Origin of the sequence: Kitasatospora sp. NPDC059817, from assembly GCF_042731835.1 — a bacterium.
GTDB lineage: Bacteria > Actinomycetota > Actinomycetes > Streptomycetales > Streptomycetaceae > Kitasatospora.
This window is the reverse complement of the sequence record NZ_JBHWIR010000063.1, coordinates 1-19492: the sequence shown is the minus strand read 5'-3', so window position 1 is coordinate 19492 and position 19492 is coordinate 1. Positions and strand designations below refer to the sequence as shown.

The window sequence follows — 19492 nt, the reverse complement described above, 5'->3', positions numbered from 1 at the left end:
GTCCCGGGGGAGTGGGACCGCCCTTCGGCGGAGGGTGGGGAAGGAGGATCAGGGGGTCAGATCTTCGCCCACGCGTCGGTGAGGCTGGTCCGCAGGATCTGCTCGATCTCGTCGAAGGTCGACTGGTTGGAGATCAGCGGCGGGGCCAGCTGGATGACCGGGTCGCCACGGTCGTCGGCGCGGCAGTACAGGCCGTTGTCGAAGAGGGCCTTCGACAGGAAGCCGTAGAGGACGCGCTCGACCTCGTCGTCGTTGAACGACTCCTTGGTGACCTTGTCCTTCACGAGCTCGATGCCGTAGAAGTACCCGTTGCCGCGGACGTCGCCGACGATCGGCAGGTCGCGCAGCTTGTTCAGGGTGCCCAGGAACGCGGCCTCGTTGTCGAGGACGTGCTGGTTCAGGCCCTCGCGCTCGAAGATGTCGAGGTTGGCCAGCGCCACCGCGGAGGAGACCGGGTGGCCGCCGAAGGTGTAGCCGTGCAGGAAGGTGTTGTCGCCCTTGTAGAACGGCTCGGCGAGGCGGTCCGAGATGATCGTGGCGCCGATCGGGGAGTAGCCCGAGGTCATGCCCTTGGCGCAGGTGATCATGTCGGGCTGGTAGCCGAACTTGTCGGCGCCGAACATGGTGCCCAGGCGGCCGAAGGCGCAGATGACCTCGTCCGAGACCAGCAGCACGTCGTGGCGGTCGCAGATCTCGCGCAGGCGCTGGAAGTACCCGGGCGGCGGCGGGAAGCAGCCACCGGCGTTCTGCACCGGCTCGACGAAGACGGCGGCGACGGTCTCGGCGCCCTCGTTGAGGATGGCCACCTCGATCTCGTCGGCGCACCAGCGGCCGTAGGCCTCGGGGTCGACCGTGCCGTCCGGGCCTTCGAGGAAGGCGGGGGCGCGGTAGATGTTGGTGTTCGGGGCCTTGTGGGTGCCCGGCACCAGCGGCTCGAACGGGGCCTTCAGGCCCGGCAGGCCGGTGATCGACAGGGCGCCCTGCGGGGTGCCGTGGTAGGCGACGGCGCGCGAGATGACCTTGTACTTGGTCGGCTTGCCGGTCAGCTTGAAGTACTGCTTGGCGAGCTTCCAGGCTGTCTCGACGGCCTCGCCGCCACCGGTGGAGAAGAAGACCTTGTTCAGGTCGCCCGGGGCGTAGTTGGCCAGGCGCTCGGCCAGCTCGACGGCCTTCGGGTGGGCGTAGCTCCACACCGGGAAGAAGGCGAGCTCCTTGGCCTGCTTGGCGGCGGCCTCGGCCAGCTCCTCGCGGCCGTGGCCGGCCTGGACGACGAACAGGCCGGCGAGGCCGTCGAGGTACTTGCGTCCCTTGTCGTCCCAGACGTAGGTGCCTTCGCCCTTGACGATCGTCGGCACGGGGGAGTTCTCGTACGACGACATGCGGGTGAAGTGCATCCACAGGTGGTCGTAGGCGGTCTTGGAAAGGTCCTTCTGCGCCGGGTCGGCTGTCATCGGGTGCCCCAGGTGTAGGTCTGTTTCCGGAGCTTCAGGTAGACGAAGCTCTCGGTGCTCCGCACGCCGGGAAGCGCGCGGATGCGCTTGTTGATCAGTTCGAGCAGGTGCTCGTCGTCCTCGCAGACCAGTTCGGCCAGGAGGTCGAACGAGCCTGCGGTGCAGACGACGTAGTCGACCTCGTCGAGGGCGGCCAGCGCGTCGGCGACGGGCTCGATGTCGCCCTCGACCCGGATGCCGACCATCGCCTGGCGGGTGAAGCCGACGGTGAGCGGGTCCGTGACGGCGACGATCTGCATCACGCCCTGGTCGAGCAGCTTCTGGACGCGCTGGCGCACGGCCGCCTCGGACAGGCCGACGGCCTTGCCGATGGCGGCGTACGGGCGGCGTCCGTCCTCCTGGAGCTGCTCGATGATCGCCTTGGAGGCGGCATCGAGGGGAACGCTCGCGTTCCGGTCGCGGTTGGCCACGCCGCCACTGTGCCTGATCGTTCCCCCGTTCGCAAGCGAGGAATCTGCTGATTTCGTCGCGATCTTGGAATCCGCGTACGGATTTCATCGCCTACATGCACTGCACCTGTCGATACCGGCAGTCATGCGGCTACCCTGGCACGGTACGCGCGCAGCCCCGCAGCGCAGCGCGCGTTCCCCCAAACCAGTGGACCGCGCCGTCCAGGGCCCGGCCACCCGACACCCTTCGTGCGCCGGACCCGCCGACGTACCATGGCGCCGGAATCTGCAACGCCGCAGGCCCAGACCGAGGAGAGACCCCGTGAGCGACCTTCGCACGCTGCGCAACTACATCAACGGTGAGTTCGTCGACGCGGCGGACGGCCGCACGCTCGACATCGTCGACCCCACCACCGGTGAGGCCTACGCGACGTCCCCGTTGTCCGGTGCCTCCGATGTGGACGCCGCGATGGCCTCGGCCGCCGCCGCCTTCCCGGTCTGGCGCGACGCCACCCCGAGCACCCGCCAGAAGCTGCTGCTCAAGATCGCCGACGCGGTCGAGGCCCGGGCCGACGAGCTCGTCGACGCGGAGGTCCGCAACACGGGCAAGCCGCGCGGGCTGACCCTCTCGGAGGAGATCGGTCCGATGGTGGACCAGATCCGCTTCTTCGCCGGTGCCGCCCGCATGCTGGAGGGCAAGGCCGCCGGGGAGTACATGGACGGGATGACCTCGATCGTCCGCCGCGAGCCGGTCGGCGTCTGTGCCCAGGTCGCACCGTGGAACTACCCGATGATGATGGCTGTCTGGAAGTTCGCCCCGGCCATCGCCGCGGGCAACACCGTCGTCCTGAAGCCCTCGGACACCACCCCGGCCTCCACCGTCCTGCTCGCCGAGATCATCGGCGGCGTCCTCAAGGACCTGGAGCTGCCGGCCGGCGTCTTCAACGTGATCTGCGGCGACCGCGAGTCCGGCCGGCTGATGGTCGAGCACAAGACCCCGGCGATGGCCTCCATCACCGGTTCGGTCCGGGCCGGCATCCAGGTCGCCGAGTCCGCCTCCAAGGACGTCAAGCGCGTCCACCTGGAGCTGGGCGGCAAGGCCCCGGTCGTGGTCTTCGAGGACGCCGACATCGCCGAGGCCGTCGAGGGCATCTCGGTCGCGGGCTACTTCAACGCCGGCCAGGACTGCACCGCCGCCACCCGCGTGCTGGTGCACGAGTCGATCCACGACGCCTTCGTCGAGGCGCTGGCCAAGGCCGCGGCCGAGACCAAGACCGGCGGCGTGGACGACGAGGACGTGCTGTACGGCCCGCTGAACAACGCCAACCAGCTGAAGCAGGTGGCCGGCTTCATCGAGCGGCTGCCCACCCACGCCAAGATCGAGGCCGGTGGCCACCAGGTCGGCGAGAAGGGCTACTTCTACGCCCCGACCGTCGTCTCCGGCCTGCGGCAGGACGACGAGATCATCCAGAACGAGGTCTTCGGCCCGGTCATCACCGTGCAGAAGTTCACCGACGAGGACCAGGCCGTCGACTACGCCAACGGCGTCGACTTCGCGCTGGCCTCCTCGGTGTGGACCAAGGACCACGCCCGCGCCATGCGGATGTCGCGCCGCCTGGACTTCGGCTGCGTCTGGATCAACACCCACATCCCGCTGGTCGCCGAGATGCCGCACGGCGGCTTCAAGAAGTCCGGCTACGGCAAGGACCTCTCCGCGTACGGCTTCGAGGACTACACCCGGGTGAAGCACGTCATGACGGCGATCTGATCGCACGTCCATCGTGTGAACGGACAATGGGCCCGGGTCCTTTCGACCCGGGCCCGGTGTCTTTGCATCCTGTCGGCCGTTCGCGTGACCGGCTGACAAGATGAAACTGCACTTCGGGGCCGCGACTCCCTAGCCTTACCGGCATGAGCATCCCCACCGCTGACTCAGCCGCCGGCCAGGCGGTCAAGGCCGCCGACCGCGCGCACGTCTTCCACTCGTGGTCCGCCCAGGCGCTGATCGACCCCCTCGCGGTGGCCGGCGCCGAGGGCTCGTACTTCTGGGACTACGACGGCAACCGCTACCTCGACTTCTCCTCGCAGCTGGTCAACACCAACATCGGCCACCAGCACCCGAAGGTGGTCGCCGCGATCCAGGAGCAGGCGGCGAAGCTCTGCACCATCGCCCCCGGCTTCGCGGTCGAGGCGCGCAGCGAGGCCGCCCGGCTGATCGCCGAGCGCACCCCCGGTGACCTCGACAAGATCTTCTTCACCAACGGCGGCGCCGAGGCGGTCGAGAACGCCGTCCGGCTGGCCCGGCTGCACACCGGCCGGCAGAAGGTCATGTCCGCCTACCGCTCGTACCACGGCGCCACCGCCAACGCGATCGCCCTCACCGGCGACCCGCGGCGCTGGGCCAACGAGACCGGCGTCTCCGGCGTGGTGCACTTCTGGGGCCCGTACGCCTACCGCTCCAACTTCCACGCCGAGAACGAGGCGCAGGAGTGCGAGCGTGCGCTGGAGCACCTGGAGCAGGTGATCGCCTTCGAGGGCCCCGGGACGATCGCGGCGATCATCCTGGAGACCGTGGTCGGCACCGCGGGCATCCTGATCCCGCCGGCGGGCTACCTGGCCGGGGTGCGGGAGATCTGCGACCGCTTCGGCATCGTGTTCATCCTCGACGAGGTGATGGCCGGCTTCGGCCGCACCGGCGAGTGGTTCGCCGCCGACCACTGGGGCGTCACCCCGGACCTGCTGACCTTCGCCAAGGGCGTCAACTCGGGCTACGTCCCGCTGGGCGGCGTGGCGATCAGCGCCGAGATCGCCGCCACCTTCGCCGAGCGGGCGTTCCCGGGCGGACTCACCTACTCCGGCCACCCGCTGGCCTGCGCCTCGGCCGTCGCCACCATCACCGCCATGGCGGAGGAGGGCATCGTCGAGAACGCCAAGCACATCGGCGAGACCGTGCTCGGCCCCGGCCTGCGGGAGCTGGCCGAGCGGCACCCCTCGATCGGCGAGGTCCGCGGCCTCGGCGTGTTCTGGGCGCTCGACCTGGTGAAGGACCGCGGGACCCGCGAGCCGCTGGTCCCGTACAACGCGGCCGGCCCCGCCAACGCGCCGATGGCCGAGCTGGCCGCCGCCTGCAAGCAGCGCGGGCTCTGGCCGTTCGTCAACATGAACCGCCTCCACGTCGTCCCGCCGTGCACCGTCACCGAGGAGGAGGCCAAGACCGGTCTCGCGGTGCTCGACGAGGTGCTGTCGCTCGCCGACGCGCACACCGTCTGACGTACCGATCGGACGGCCCCGGGTGTCGCGCACGCCCGGGGCCGTCCCACGCTCCGGAGGCCTTCCCCATGCCCAGCAGCACCACCCCGACCCGCCCCCACAACTCCCGTACGATCCGCCGGCGTTCGGTGCTCGGCGGGGCCGCGCTGCTCGGCGCCGGCACGCTGACCGGCTGCGGCATCCCGTCCGCGTACGTCGCTGAGGACCGCCGCTCGGTCCAGGACCGCTCGGACCGCGAGCAGCGGCTCGCCTTCTCCAACTGGACCCAGTACATCGACACCGACGACCAGGGCCACCGGCCGACCCTGGACGCCTTCACCGAGCGGACCGGCATCGCGGTCACCTACACCGAGGACATCAACGACAACGACGAGTTCTTCGGAAAGATCAGCCCGGTGCTCACCCAGGGCGCCGACCCCGGCCGGGACCTCATGGTGGTCAGCGACTGGATGGCCGGCCGGTACGTCTCGCTCGGCTGGGTGCAGGCCATGGACCGGGCCAACCTGCCCAACGTCACCGCCAACCTGGACCCACAGCTCGCCGACCCGGCCTTCGACCCCGGGCGCCGGCGCAGCGTGCCCTGGCAGTCCGGGATCACCGGCATCGCGTACAACCGCAAGGCGCTCGGCCGGGAGCTGAAGTCGACCGCGGACCTCTGGGCGCCCGATCTCAAGGGCCGGGTCACCCTGTTCGCCGGGCTGGACGAGGCGCTCGGGCTGCTGATGCTCGCCCAGGGTGCGGACGTCTCCCGGTTCGGCGAGGACGACGCGCACCGGGCGATGGACACCGTGCAGAAGATGGTCGACACCGGCCACATCCGCCGCTTCACCGGCAACGACTACACCAGCGACCTCGCCTCCGGTGCCGCCGTCGCCTGCCAGGCCTACTCCGGCGACGCCGTCCAACTGACCGCCCAGAACCCGGACATCGAGTTCGTGGTGCCGCAGGAGGGCGGCGAGCTGTGGGCGGAGAGCCTGATGATCCCCAACCGGGCCCGGCACAAGCGCAACGCCGAGCTGCTGATCGACCACTACTACCAGCCCGAGGTGGCCGCCGAACTCGCCGCGTTCGTCCAGTACATCTGCCCGGTGCCGGCCGCCCGCGAGGTGCTGGCGGCCAGCGGCGACAAGGACAAGGCCGAACTGGCGGAGAACCCGCTGCTCTTCCCGACCGACGAGATGCGCGCCCGGCTGCACACCATGCGCGACGTCACCTCGGCGGAGCGGCCCGAACTGCACAAGGTCTGGGGGCGCATCACCGGCGTGTAGGCCACCGGCGGTCAGCGGTCAGCGGTCAGCGGTCGGCGGTCAGCGGCGGACGGCGTCCAGGGCGAGCAGCGCCACGTGCAGGGAGAGGCAGGACTCCACCTGGTCGAGGTCGACGCCGAGGATCCGCTCGACCTTGTGCAGGCGGTCGTAGAAGGACGGCCGGGACAGGTGCGCGGCGTCGGCCGCCGCCGACTTGTTCCGGCCCTGCTCCAGGTAGATCCGCAGCATCTGCACCAACTGGCCGTTGTGCTCGGCGTCGTGGGCCAGCAGCGGGCCCAGCTCCCGCTCCACGTAGGTCTGCAGCCGGGCGTCGTCGCGCAGCAGGTGGAGCAGGCCGCGCAGCCGGACGTCCGGCAGCCGGTAGTACGAGGCGGCCCGGCCGCCGGGCGCGTCGTGCAGGGCCGCGTCGGCGACCTGGGTGGCCTCCAGCAGGGTGCGCCGGGCGTCCCGGACGGAGCCGACCGAGGAGCCGACCGCGACCACCGGGGCGGGTGCGGCGGCGGCGTCGTCCCGGCCGGCCTCGGCCGACATCCGGCGCAGCGTGGCCGAGAAGGCGTCCAGGGCGGCGTGCTCGTCCTGCTGGGTGCCGAGCGTGATCAGCACGCCGACGCCCTCGTCGTCCAGCGCGCCGACCAGGGCGGAGAGCCGGCAGGCCCGGACGGCTCCCGCGGCGAGCTCGGTGAAGTCGCGCAGCCGGGCCTGCGCCTCCAGGGCGGCCGGGATCGGGCCGCGCCGCTGCCGCAGCACCACTCCGACCAGCCGGCGGCCCTCCAGCGGGACGCCGAGCGCCTGGGCGCGCAGGGCCACCTCGGAGACGGTCAGCGCGTGGGTGAGGATGCCGGACAGCAGGGTGCGGTGGGTCTGCCGCTCCAGGCTCTCCCGGTCGCGCACCACCAGCCGGTTGAGCGCCAGGGCGGAGGCGCCGCGTTCCAGCAGCATGGTGTGCGGGTGGGCCTCGTTCTCGGGCAGCGGGCCCGGATCCTGCACCAGCACGAGTCGGCCCCAGTCCTGGCCGCGGGCGCCGACCGTGGTCACCAGCCAGCCGCTGCGCGGGTCGTGCCCGGTGCGGCCGGGCGGGCGGACCCCGCGGGAGCGGCGCTCCCAGTCCTCCAGCAGTTCGACCTCCGGGCGGCCGGCGGTGTCGTGGGCGAGCACCTGGTGCGCGAGGTTCTCCAGGACGACCGGCGCGCCCGCCATCCGGGCCACCTGGCGGATCACCTCGGGCGGCTCGGCGCCCTCCACCACCAGCTCGTTGAACACCTGGTGGACGGCCTCGGAGACGCGCAGCTGCTCCAGCTGGGCGTTGACCACCAGCGCGTGCACGGCCTCGGTGACGGCGACGAAGCGCAGCTCGCGGCGGAGCGTGATCAGCGGCAGGCCGCGCTGTTCGGCGGCGTGCACCAGGGCGCGGGGCAGCGAGTCGAAGTAGCGCCGGCCGTACTCGACGACCAGTCCGGCGACCCCCACCTCGTCCAGTTCGCGGACGTAGCGGGCCAGGCCCTCGCGGTCGTCGGGCAGCGCGATGCCGGTGGTGAGCACCAGTTCGCCGCCCTGGAGCATCCCGGCGACGTCGGGCAGTTCGCTCACGTGGACCCAGCGGACCGGCCGCTCCAGGTGGTCGGCGCCGGCGACGACCTGGGGCAGGCCGCGCCGCATCACCTCCAGGTCGAGCACGCGGGCGACGGTGGGGAGCATCGCGGGCCTCCAGGGCCTTGAGGGACCAGAGTGTCAGGTAAATCATCCATCGCGGCGACGACCTGTCGCCCTCGGTGAACCCTTGCACCCTGTAAGGCCCTACCCGCCGAGGTTGTCGGAGTGACCCTTGTCACGCCGGGGCGGCAACGGGCATGGTCAGCGGGTCGGCTGTGGCGAAAAACAGACCTCACGCCGGAATCCATCGCGTTGCCGGAATGCAACAGCGGAATCCCTTGTCCGGAGTCCGCCGGACTGCCAGGATCGCGCAACCCCGGTGATCAGCCGGTCGGATTCCCCCACCGCACAACCGTGAGAATCGCCGTGGCAGTCGACCCACCGGCACTTGGAGGAACCAGATGGACCTGACCGACTTCGGCGCGGGCGCGCAGTACATCGCGGGCCGTCGGACCCGGGGGAGCGGCGAGCCCTTCCAGGTCGTCAACCCCGCGGACGGCAGCGTGGTCGAGCAGGTCGCCCTGGCCACCACCGGCGAGGTCGACGCGGCCGTGGCCGCCGCGAAGGCGGCCCTGCCCGGCTGGTCCCGCGCCACCCCCGGCGCCCGCTCCGAGGCGCTGACCGCACTGGCCGCCGTCCTGACCTCGGCGAGTGCAGACCTCGCCCGGGTGGAGACCGCGCAGACCGGCAAGCCGGTCAAGCTGGCCACCGAGTTCGACGTCCCCGGCACCATCGACAACGTGGCGTTCTTCGCCGGCGCCGCCCGCAACCTGGAGGGCAAGGCGGCCGGCGAGTACTCCGGCGACCACACCTCCTACGTGCGCCGCGAGGCGATCGGCGTGGTCGGCTCGATCTCGCCGTGGAACTACCCGCTGCAGATGGCCGCCTGGAAGGTCCTGCCGGCGATCGCGGCGGGCAACACCATCGTGCTCAAGCCGTCCGAGCTGACCCCGCTCACCTCGCTGATGTTCGCCCGGGCCTGCACCGAGGCGGGCATCCCCGACGGCGTGGTCAACGTGGTCACCGGCGCCGGACGCACCACCGGCGAGCACCTGGTCGCGCACCCGGACGTCGCCATGGTGTCCTTCACCGGCTCCACCCCGGTCGGCCGCAGGGTCGCCGAACTCGCCACCGCGAGCGTCAAGCGCACCCACCTGGAGCTCGGCGGCAAGGCCCCGTTCGTGGTCTTCGACGACGCCGACCTCGACGCCGCCGTGCACGGCGCGGTCGCCGCCTCGCTGATCAACGGCGGCCAGGACTGCACCGCCGCCACCCGCGCGTACGTCCAGCGCCCGCTGTACGACGCGTTCGTGGCCGGCGTGGCCGAGCTGTACGCCGCGATCCGGATCGGCGACCCGCTCAACCCGCACACCGACCTCGGCCCGCTGGTCTCGTACACCCACCGGGACCGGGTGGCCGGCTTCGTCGAACGCGCCCGCTCCTACGCCACCGTGGTCACCGGCGGCCGCGCGCCGGAGAAGGGCCACGACGGCACCGACCTCACCCGCGGCGCGTACTACGCGCCCACCCTGATCACCGGCGCCGCCCAGGACAGCGAGGTGGTCCAGGGCGAGATCTTCGGCCCGGTGCTCGTCGTGCTGCCCTTCGACACCGACGACGAGGGCCTGCGGCTGGCCAACGACACCCCCTACGGCCTGGCCGCCTCCGCCTGGACGGGCAACGTACACCGCTCGCTGCGCGCCACCCGGGAGATCGCGGCCGGGTGCGTCTGGGTCAACGACCACATCCCGATCATCAGCGAGATGCCGCACGGCGGCTACAAGGCGTCCGGCTACGGCAAGGACATGTCCCAGTACTCGCTGGACGAGTACACCCAGGTCAAGCACGTCATGTTCGACACCACCGCGGTGGCCCGCAAGGACTGGCACCGCACCGTCTTCGGAGACAGATAACCCCTGCCCAGGGGCGCCGCCCCCAGGGCGCCCCGATTCGACCTCTTACCCCCAGGAGGCCCGTTCCATGGCGTTCAACGAGTTCACCGACGGTCTGCCCGAACCGGTCCGCAAGGCCTGGGAACGCAGCCTGACCAGCGGCCGGGCCGCGATCGGCCGCCGCACCCTGCTGCGGGCCGCCGCGCTGACCGCCGGTGCGGGCACGCTGGCCGCCTGCGGGATCCCGGCGGCCAGGACCGTCGGCGGCGACTCGACCGCCAACGCCGCCAAGGACCTCTCGGACACCGAGAAGGTGGTCAACTTCTCCAACTGGCCGCTGTACATCGACACCGACGAGAAGGACAAGGAGAAGCACGGCACCCTGGACGCCTTCACCGCGGCCACCGGCGTCAAGGTCAGGTACAACGAGGACGTCAACGACAACGTCGAGTTCTTCGGCAAGGTCAAGCCGCAGCTCGCGGCCGGCCAGGACACCGGCCGCGACCTGATGGTCCTCACCGACTGGATGGCCGCCCGGATGATCCGGCTCGGCTGGGCGCAGAAGCTCAACCCGGCGAACGTCACCACCGCGATCACCACCATCGACTCCCGCTTCCGCGCCCCCGACTGGGACCCGGGCCGGCTGTACTCCTACCCGTGGGCCGGCATCCAGGTCGTCATCGCCTACAACAAGAAGGCGACCAAGGGGAAGGAGGTCACCAGCGTCTCCCAACTGCTGGACGACCCCGACCTCAAGGGCCGGGTCACCTTCCTCTCCGAGATGCGCGACAGCATCGGGATCACCCTGCTGGACCTGGGCAAGGACCCGGCGAAGTTCACCGCCGACGACTACGACGCCGCCGTCGCCCGGCTGCAGAAGGGCGTCGACAGCAAGCAGATCCGCCGCTTCACCGGCAACGACTACGGCCAGGAGCTGTCCTCCGGCGACATCGCGGCCTGCGTCGCCTGGGGCGGTGACCTGATCCAACTGCGCGCCGACAACCCGGACATCGAGTTCGTCATCCCGGAGAAGGGCTACGTCTCCTCGACGGACAACATGCTGATCCCGGCCCGGGCGCAGCACAAGGCGAACGCGGAAAAGCTGATCGACTTCTACTATCAGCCGAAGATCGCGGCGCAACTGGTCGCGGGCATCGGCTTCGTCTCCGCCGTCACCGGGATGAAGGACGAACTCGCCGCCCTCGCCCCGGACAGCGCGGCCAACCCGCTGGTCGTACCCACCCCCGAGATGGCGGCCAAGTCGCACGTGTTCCGCACTCTCACCGAGACCGAGGAGAGCGACTTCGAGCAGAAGTTCTCCAAGCTCATCGGCGCCTGACCCCCCCACGCGCGGCCCACTCCCGGCAGAGAACCCAGGAAGACACCCATGACAGACCAGCAGCGCGACGCGGCCGCCGGCGGCGACGTCCGCCTCACCGGCATCGGCAAGACCTACGGCGCCTTCACCGCCGTCCACCCGCTCGACCTCACCGTCCCGCAGGGCTCCTTCTTCGCCCTGCTCGGCGCCTCCGGCTGCGGCAAGACCACCACCCTGCGCATGATCGCCGGCCTGGAGGAGCCCACCAGCGGCACCGTCCTGATCGGCGGCCAGGACGTCACCGCCCTGCCCCCGTACAAGCGGCCGGTGAACACCGTCTTCCAGAGCTACGCGCTCTTCCCGCACCTCGACATCTTCGAGAACGTCGCCTTCGGCCTGCGCCGCCGCGGCCGCAAGGACGTCAAGAAGCAGGTCGAGGAGATGCTGGAGCTGGTCGAACTCGGCCAGTACGCCCGGCGCAAGCCGCACCAGCTCTCCGGCGGCCAGCAGCAGCGCGTCGCCGTCGCCCGCGCCCTGATCAACCACCCCCAGGTGCTGCTCCTCGACGAGCCGCTCGGCGCGCTCGACCTCAAGCTCCGCCGCCAGATGCAGCTGGAGCTCAAGCGGATCCAGACCGAGGTCGGCATCACCTTCGTGCACGTCACCCACGACCAGGAGGAGGCCATGACGATGGCCGACACCATCGCGGTGATGAACGGCGGCCGGGTCGAGCAACTGGGCGCCCCCGCCGAGCTGTACGAGAACCCCGCCACCACCTTCGTGGCCAACTTCCTCGGCCAGTCCAACCTGCTGCCCGCCGAGGTCACCGGTACCGACGGCGGCGACCTGCTGCTCACCGCGGCCGGCGTCCGCCTCGCCGTGCCCAAGGCGCGCTGCGCCACCGAGGCCAGGCAGGTCCACCTGGGCGTGCGCCCGGAGAAGATCACCATCGCGCACGCCTCCGCCGAGGTCGCCGACGGCCGCAACCGGCTGGCCGGCACCGTCCTCGACTCCAGCTTCATCGGCGTCTCCACCCAGTACGTGGTGCGCACCGACGGCGGCCAGGAGGTCACCGTCTTCGAGCAGAACATGGAGCGCGACGCCCGGATCGTCCCCGGCGCGCCCGTCCTGCTGCACTGGAACCCGGCGCACTCCTTCGCCCTGGACGCCGCGCAGGCGATCGACGCGGGCACCGCGGAGGAGGCCGCATGACCACCACCACCCCGGCCGCTCCGTCACAGGTCATACCGCTCGCGGAACCGGCACGGAAGCCGAAGCGCAAGCTCACCGCGTACTGGCTGCTGCTGCCCGGCATCGCCTGGCTCGTCGTCTTCTTCGCCGTCCCGATGGTCTACCAGGCGTCCACCTCGCTGCAGACCGGCTCGCTCGAAGCGGGCTTCAAGGTCACCTGGCACCTCGCGACCTACTGGGACGCCCTGGTCGAGTACAAGTGGCACTTCGTCCGCTCGTTCTCCTACGCGGGCATCGCCACCGTGCTCTGCCTGGCCGTCGGCTACCCGCTCGCGTACACGATCGCCTTCAAGGCCGGCAAGCGCTGGCGCAACGTCATCCTGATCCTGGTCATCGCGCCGTTCTTCACCAGCTTCCTGATCCGCACGCTGGCCTGGAAGACCATCCTGTCCGACGGCGGGCCGGTGGTCGGGGTGCTCAACACCCTGCACGTCCTGGACGTCACCAACGCGCTCGGCCTCACCTCCGGCGACCGGGTGCTCGCCACGCCGCTCGCCGTGGTCTGCGGTCTCACCTACAACTTCCTGCCGTTCATGATCCTGCCGCTGTACACCTCGCTGGAGCGGATCGACCCCCGCCTGCACGAGGCGGCCGGCGACCTGTACGCCCGGCCGTTCACCACCTTCCGCAAGGTCACCTTCCCGATCTCGCTGCCCGGCGTGGTCGCCGGCACCCTGCTCACCTTCATCCCGGCCTCCGGCGACTACATCAACGCCCAGCTGCTGGGCTCGCCGAGCGAGCAGATGGTCGGCAACGGCATCCAGAAGCAGTTCCTGAACGTGCTCGACTACCCCACGGCTGCCGCACTGAGCTTCATCCTGATGGCCCTGATCCTGGGCATGGTGACGGTCTACATGCGCAAGGCCGGGACGGAGGAACTGGTCTGATGTCCCGGATTACCAAGTGGATACGCGCCCACCTGGTGGTGCTGGCCGGCGTGCTGGCCCTCGCCTACCTGGTGCTGCCCAACCTGGTTGTGCTCGCCTTCTCGTTCAACAAACCGGTCGGCAAGTTCAACTACGAGTGGAACGAGTTCTCCACCGACGCCTGGACCAACCCCTGCGGCGTGGCCGACATGTGCCAGTCGCTCTCGCTCAGCCTGCAGATCGCGGTGCTCGCCACCATCGGCGCCACCGTGCTCGGCACCATGGTCGCCTTCGCGCTGGCCCGCTACCGCTTCCGCGGCCGCTCGGCCACCACCGCGATGATCTTCCTGCCGATGGCCATGCCCGAGGTGGTCATGGCCGCCTCGCTCGGGACGCTGTTCCTCAACATGCGCATCCCGTTCGGCTTCACCACCATCCTCATCGCGCACATCATGTTCTGCCTCAGCTTCGTGGTGACGGCCGTCAAGGCCCGCGTGATGAGCATGGACCCGAGGCTCGAACAGGCCGCTCAGGACCTCTACGCGACCCCCATCCAGACCTTCCTGCGGGTCACCCTGCCGCTGGCCGCCCCCGGCATCGCGGCGGGAGCGCTGCTCAGCTTCGCGCTCTCCTTCGACGACTTCATCATCACCCAGTTCAACTCGGGCCCGACCACGGTCACCTTTCCGATGTTCGTCTGGGGCGCGTCGCAGCGCGGCATCCCGGTGCAGGTGAACGTCATCGGCACCGCGATGTTCATCGCCGCCGTCGCGCTGACCGTCGCCGGCCAGTGGCTGGGCAACCGCCGGAAGGCCACCGCCTGACGTACGGTCGGGTGTGGTGGCCGAACAAACCATCGCCTAAGTACAGAAAGTGGCTGATAATGCATGGACTCCGCCCGCGCACTCAGTGACGCCAGGCCCACCCCCTTCTGGCTGGAGGATCCGGGCCGGCCGGCGGCACTGCCCGCCCTGGTCGGCGACACCACCTGCGACCTGCTGGTCGTCGGCGGCGGCTACTCCGGCCTCTGGACCGCCCTCATCGCCAAGGAACGCGACCCCTCGCTGGACGTCGTGCTGGTCGAGGGCAACGAGGTCGGGTGGGCCGCGTCCGGGCGCAACGGCGGATTCTGCGCGGCCAGCCTCACCCACGGCTTCGGCAACGGCCTGCAACGCTGGCCCGCCGAACTCGCCCAGCTGGAACGCCTCGGTGCCGCCAACCTGGACGGCATCGAGGCCACCCTCAAGCGCTACGGCATCGACGCCGAGTGGGAGCGCACCGGCGAGATCGACGTCGCCACCCAGCCGCACCAGGTCGAGGAACTCCACGAGATCGCCGAGGCCGTCGCCCGGTACGGCTTCGACATCACCGTCCTGGACGCCGACGAGCTGCGCGCCGAGGTCGACTCGCCGACCTTCCTCGGCGGCCTCTGGGACAAGGAGGGCGTGGCGATGGTCCACCCCGCCAAGCTCGCCTGGGGCCTGCGGGACGCCTGCCTCGGCCAGGGCGTGCGGATCTTCGAGCACACCCGGGCCACCGACCTGCGGGAGTACGGCAGCGGCATGGCCGTCCGCACCCCGTACGGACGGGTCTTCGCCCGGCGCGTCGCACTCGGCACCAACGTGTTCCCGTCGCTGGTCAAGAGGGTCCGGCCGTACATCGTGCCGGTGTACGACTACGCGCTGATGACCGAGCCGCTCAGCGACGAGCAGCTCGCCGCGATCGGCTGGCGCGGTCGGCAGGGACTCGGCGACAGCGCCAACAAGTTCCACTACTTCCGGCTCTCCGCCGACAATCGGATCCTGTGGGGCGGCTACGACGCCGTCTACCACTACGGCGGCCACGTCCGGCACGAGTACGACCAGCGGCCGGAGACCTTCCGCACGCTGGCGAACCACTTCTTCCGCTGCTTCCCGCAGCTGGAGGGCCTGCGGTTCACCCACGCCTGGGGCGGCGCCATCGACACCTGCACCCGGTTCTCGGCGTTCTTCGACACCGCCTACCGGGGCAAGGTCGCGTACGCGGCCGGGTACACCGGGCTCGGCGTCGGCGCGACGCGCTTCGGCGCCGAGGTGATGCTCGACCTGCTGTCCGGCGAGCGCACCGAGCGCACCTCGCTGGACATGGTGCGCAGCAAGCCGCTGCCGTTCCCGCCCGAGCCGGTGCGCTGGGCCGGGATCGAGATCACCACCCGCTCGCTGGAGCGCGCGGACCGCAACGGCGGCCACCGCAACCTCTGGCTGCGCACGCTCGACCGCATGGGGCTCGGCTTCGACAGTTGACCTCGCTGTCCGTGAGCTGACCTCGCCATCCCTGCTATCCCTGCTATCCGTGTTATCCGTGCTATCCGTGTAAGAGAGACCCGCCGTCCGCCTCTCCTTGGTGACGGCGGGTCTCGGTCTCCCCGCCGCGTCCCGACCAGGACGACCCGACCGGAACCAGCGGCAAGAAACGGGGACAGACATGGAGAGCACCGGACTGCACTGGCTCGCCCAGGTGGCAGCGGACCCGGAGGCCTTCCGGGAGCAATGGGAGCGCACCGGGCTGGGGCTGATGCTGCTACCGGCCGGCCGCCGCTGGGACGTCCTCTCCGTCCCCGGACGGCTCGGGCGCCCGGCCCTGGAGATCCTGGACCCCGGCTCCTGCGGCCCCGTCCTCACCGACTTCGGGGACGAACACGTCAGCTTCCTGGTCCCCGTCGGCACCGCCGCCCGCTGGATCGGGACGGGCGTGCGCAGCGCGGGGGAGGGCACCTGGATCGTCGTCCCGCACCCCGAGCGCCGCAGCCGCGGGGTGCGCTGGCTCGTCCCGCCCGACGGCTCCGGACGGCTCAACGACCCGGTGCTGCTGGAGCTCGCCCTGCACGAGGCCGCGGCCGGGCTCAGCGGCTGGTGATCCCCCGGTCCGGACTCCGGCCCCCGGCCGGCGGTGGCGCGCGGAGCGGGCGGTCGCGTCAGACTGGAAACGTGACCACCGCCCCGGACGCCGTCGACGCGCCCCTTCGACCGGGCCACACCCAGCTGCGCCTCGCCGCACTGGCGGCCCCCGTCTGCGACCGGTACGGGCTCGCCCTGGCCGGTGGGCACGCGCTGCGCGCCCACGGTGTCGCGGCCTGCCCGCAGGACGGACTCACCCTGGTGACCGGCGGGGCCGACCTGCCGGAGGTGGCCGCCGCGCTGGGCGAGGCCTACCGCGCGGCCGGCGGCGGGGTCGCCGAACGCCCGGGCACGCCGCGGCTGGAGCAGCTCACCGTCCGGCTCGCGCTCGGCGGGCGGTCGCACTCGGTGGAGCTGCGGAAGGAGCCGCTGGCGCACCGGCCGGTGCGCTTCGACCTCGCCGCGCTTCCGCCCGGCGAACCGGCGGCGGTCCTGCCGGTGGCGCTGCCGGTCGTCCTGCCAGTCGTCGCCCTGGAGGACGCCGCCGCGCTCACCACCGCGCTGCTGGTGGACCGTGGCATGCCGCGGGACCTGGTCGACGTGCACGCCCTCACCGACTGCTACCGGGAGGGCGAACTCATCGTGCTGGCAGGCGAATTGGATGCGGACTTCCAGCCCGCGGCGCTCGCCGACCGGCTGGAGACGCTGGCCGAGGCGGCGGACGGCCGGTTCCGGGCCCGGGGTGTCGCGGCACGCGCGGTCGGCGGGCTGAAGCGGTGGGCGCTCGCCTGGGCCCAGGACCTGCGGCTGGACCTGCTGGAGACCCAGGAGGCGGCCGACGGTCTGCACGACCCGTACCTGGAGGACGAGGAGTCCTGAACGCGGGGTGGCGGCGCTTCGTCCTCGCGCGTTCCTCCTGGCGCGTTCCTCCTGGCGCCTTCGTCTTGCGGGGTCGTCTTTGCGGGTCCGGCTTCACACGTTCGTTCGTGCCCCCTCACGCATTCGGCCGAGCAACCGGACGACCTGTAAGGCTGAATCCGCGATCCCCGTCAGCCTGTTCGTTGAGGCCTGGCGCGGCGGGCACCAGACTGGAGACGAACGCGGTAGCCCCGTGAATCCCGTCGCCCGGCCCACTCGCGGGCGGCGCCAGACAGGACCGGCGGCAGGACGCCGCCCGGGACTTCGGAGGCAGACGGACTTGAGTAAGCACATCACTCACTGGATCGGCGGCGAGCCCGTCGCCACCGCCGGCGCGGCGCCCCGCCGCGGTGACATCTTCGACCCGGCCACCGGCCAGGTCGCCGGCCAGGTCGACTTCGCCGGGATCGCCGAGGTCGACCAGGCCGTGGCCGCCGCCGCCTCGGCCTTCGCCGAGTGGCGCACCGCCTCGGTCGCCAAGCGCACCACCGTGCTGTTCGCCTTCCGCGAGCTGCTGAACGCCCGCCGCGACGAGCTGGCCGCGATCATCGTGTCCGAGCACGGCAAGGTCCACTCCGATGCGCTCGGCGAGATCGCCCGCGGCCTGGAGGTCGTCGAGTACGCCTGCGGCATCCCGCAGCTCGTCAAGGGCGGCTTCACCGAGCAGGCCTCCACCGGCGTCGACGTCTACTCGATCCGCCAGCCGCTCGGCCCGGTCGCGATCATCTCGCCGTTCAACTTCCCGGCCATGGTGCCGATGTGGTTCTTCCCGCTCGCCATCGCGGCCGGCAACACCGTCGTCCTGAAGCCCTCGGAGAAGGACCCGTCCGCCGCCAACTTCCTCGCCGGGCTGTGGAAGGAGGCAGGCCTGCCGGACGGCGTCTTCAACGTCGTGCACGGCGACAAGGCCGCCGTGGACCGCCTGCTGGAGCACCCGGACGTCAAGTCCGTCAGCTTCGTCGGCTCCACCCCGATCGCCCGCTACGTCTACGAGACCGGTACGCGCTACGGCAAGCGCGTGCAGGCCCTGGGCGGTGCCAAGAACCACATGCTGGTCCTGCCCGACGCCGACCTCGACCTGGCCGCCGACGCCGCCGTCAACGCGGGCTTCGGCGCGGCCGGCGAGCGCTGCATGGCCGTGTCCGTCCTGGTCGCGGTCGACCCGATCGGCGACGAGCTGGTCGACAAGATCAAGCAGCGGATCGCCACCCTGAAGGTCGGCCCCGGCTGCAACGGCGACTCCGAGATGGGCCCGCTGGTCACCGGCCAGCACCGCGACAAGGTCACCTCCTACGTCGAGTCCGGTGTCGCCGACGGCGCCGAGCTCGCCGTGGACGGCCGCAAGCACCCGGTCACCGCCGAGGACGAGAACGGCGCCCCGACCTCGGACGGCTTCTGGCTCGGCCCCACCCTGTTCGACCACGTGAAGCCGGGCATGTCCGTCTACAACGACGAGATCTTCGGCCCGATCCTCTCCGTCGTGCGCGTCGCCTCCTACGACGAGGGCCTGGCACTGATCAACGCCAACCCGTACGGCAACGGCACCGCCCTCTTCACCAACGACGGCGGCGCGGCCCGGCGCTTCCAGTTCGAGGTGGAGGTCGGCATGGTCGGCATCAACGTGCCGATCCCGGTCCCGGTCGCCTACTACTCCTTCGGCGGGTGGAAGGCCTCCCTGTTCGGCGACGCCCACGCGTACGGTCCGGACGGCGTGCAGTTCTTCACCCGCGGCAAGGCCGTGACCCAGCGCTGGCTGGACCCCTCGCACGGCGGCATCAACCTCGGGTTCCCCACCAACAGCTGATCCCCCCGCCCCGCGGTCGTGCCGGCCGGACCCCTCTCCCCGGGGTCCGGCCGGCCCTTTGCACCCCGTTTGCATCCGGTCGCGATCACGCGTAGAGTTCTTCGAGCTGCCTGGCTGGGAGCACCGGACACGCATCTCTGCGCGGACGGTCCCGGGGTAGCCAATCCTTTTGAAACACCATTTCCTGGTTCGGGCTGGGTCGCGTCTTGTCGCGGCTTGGTTCTTATTCGGCGTGTTCGTTTTATTGGATTGCGGCCGATTCGCTTTTCGGAGCGGGGATCGGCTAGAGTTTGAAACGTCGGACGGGGCGTCAAGCCGCAGAAGACACCAGCGAGTTGGATGAACGAAGCGCCGGAAACGGAGCGGAAAACATCTGGTAAGCTGGAAACACGAAAGAACGAAGCGCCCGGAGGGCCCGCTGGAAGGCGGTCCGAAGGAAGTGTCCGTTCCTTGAGAACTCAACAGCGTGCCAAAAGTCA

The 19492-nt window shown here is 70.8% G+C and carries 15 protein-coding genes; 12 read left to right on the top strand and 3 right to left on the bottom strand.

Going from position 1 to position 19492, the window contains the following annotated elements; translation table 11 throughout:
• Positions 1 to 56 precede the first annotated feature (56 nt).
• Together ACFV61_RS16120 and ACFV61_RS16115 are read right to left on the bottom strand one after the other, a co-directional pair.
• Positions 57 to 1451: an aspartate aminotransferase family protein gene (locus tag ACFV61_RS16120; RefSeq protein ID WP_063347661.1), complete on the bottom strand. Its 1395-nt coding sequence runs from the start codon at positions 1449 to 1451 to the stop codon at positions 57 to 59.
• Complete coding sequence (locus ACFV61_RS16115) at positions 1448 to 1921, bottom strand: Lrp/AsnC family transcriptional regulator (RefSeq protein WP_030243538.1); 474 nt, start codon at positions 1919 to 1921, stop codon at positions 1448 to 1450. Before ACFV61_RS16115 ends, ACFV61_RS16120 begins: the two co-directional genes overlap by 4 nt.
• Positions 1922 to 2222: 301 nt before the next feature.
• On the opposite strand from ACFV61_RS16115, the gene ACFV61_RS16110 reads away from it, so the two are divergent.
• From ACFV61_RS16110 to ACFV61_RS16100, 3 genes are all read left to right on the top strand, one after another.
• Entirely contained in the window at positions 2223 to 3668 is a 1446-nt protein-coding gene (locus ACFV61_RS16110; RefSeq protein WP_380377507.1) for a gamma-aminobutyraldehyde dehydrogenase, read from the top strand.
• Between the two features lie 143 nt (positions 3669 to 3811).
• On the top strand, positions 3812 to 5170 hold the full coding sequence (locus ACFV61_RS16105) for an aspartate aminotransferase family protein (RefSeq protein WP_063347659.1): 1359 nt from the start codon (positions 3812 to 3814) through the stop codon (positions 5168 to 5170).
• 68 nt (positions 5171 to 5238) lie between these two features.
• Positions 5239 to 6438 (top strand): spermidine/putrescine ABC transporter substrate-binding protein, encoded by a 1200-nt coding sequence (locus tag ACFV61_RS16100; protein ID WP_063347658.1) that lies wholly within the window; start codon positions 5239 to 5241, stop codon positions 6436 to 6438.
• Between the two features lie 39 nt (positions 6439 to 6477).
• Here the strand turns inward: ACFV61_RS16100 and ACFV61_RS16095 are convergent, their stop codons facing one another.
• A complete protein-coding gene (locus ACFV61_RS16095; protein ID WP_063347657.1) occupies positions 6478 to 8133 on the bottom strand; it encodes a PucR family transcriptional regulator in 1656 nt (551 codons plus the stop codon).
• A gap of 356 nt (positions 8134 to 8489) precedes the next feature.
• Here ACFV61_RS16095 and ACFV61_RS16090 point away from each other — a divergent pair, with 356 nt between their 5' ends.
• The 9 genes from ACFV61_RS16090 (at position 8490) to ACFV61_RS16050 (ending at position 19013) form a co-directional block, all read left to right on the top strand.
• Positions 8490 to 10001 carry a gamma-aminobutyraldehyde dehydrogenase gene (locus tag ACFV61_RS16090; protein WP_380377499.1) on the top strand — a complete coding sequence of 504 codons (1512 nt, stop codon included), beginning with the start codon at positions 8490 to 8492 and terminating at the stop codon, positions 9999 to 10001.
• Between the two features lie 67 nt (positions 10002 to 10068).
• Positions 10069 to 11319, top strand: coding sequence for a spermidine/putrescine ABC transporter substrate-binding protein (locus tag ACFV61_RS16085; protein ID WP_063347655.1), 1251 nt, complete (start codon positions 10069 to 10071; stop codon positions 11317 to 11319).
• A gap of 48 nt (positions 11320 to 11367) precedes the next feature.
• Positions 11368 to 12510 (top strand): ABC transporter ATP-binding protein, encoded by a 1143-nt coding sequence (locus ACFV61_RS16080; RefSeq protein WP_380340579.1) that lies wholly within the window; start codon positions 11368 to 11370, stop codon positions 12508 to 12510.
• Positions 12507 to 13436 (top strand): ABC transporter permease, encoded by a 930-nt coding sequence (locus ACFV61_RS16075; protein ID WP_063347653.1) that lies wholly within the window; start codon positions 12507 to 12509, stop codon positions 13434 to 13436. Before ACFV61_RS16080 ends, ACFV61_RS16075 begins: the two co-directional genes overlap by 4 nt.
• Positions 13436 to 14239: an ABC transporter permease gene (locus ACFV61_RS16070; RefSeq protein WP_380377495.1), complete on the top strand. Its 804-nt coding sequence runs from the start codon at positions 13436 to 13438 to the stop codon at positions 14237 to 14239. Before ACFV61_RS16075 ends, ACFV61_RS16070 begins: the two co-directional genes overlap by 1 nt.
• Before the next feature lie 63 nt (positions 14240 to 14302).
• A complete protein-coding gene (locus ACFV61_RS16065; protein WP_063347651.1) occupies positions 14303 to 15697 on the top strand; it encodes an FAD-binding oxidoreductase in 1395 nt (464 codons plus the stop codon).
• Between the two features lie 181 nt (positions 15698 to 15878).
• A complete protein-coding gene (locus ACFV61_RS16060; protein WP_063347650.1) occupies positions 15879 to 16310 on the top strand; it encodes a hypothetical protein in 432 nt (143 codons plus the stop codon).
• A 71-nt stretch (positions 16311 to 16381) separates the two neighbouring features.
• Positions 16382 to 17170 carry a hypothetical protein gene (locus ACFV61_RS16055; RefSeq protein WP_380492172.1) on the top strand — a complete coding sequence of 263 codons (789 nt, stop codon included), beginning with the start codon at positions 16382 to 16384 and terminating at the stop codon, positions 17168 to 17170.
• A 319-nt stretch (positions 17171 to 17489) separates the two neighbouring features.
• Positions 17490 to 19013, top strand: a complete 1524-nt coding sequence (locus tag ACFV61_RS16050) for a CoA-acylating methylmalonate-semialdehyde dehydrogenase (protein ID WP_350882849.1) — start codon at positions 17490 to 17492, stop codon at positions 19011 to 19013.
• The last annotated feature ends 479 nt before the right edge of the window (positions 19014 to 19492 follow it).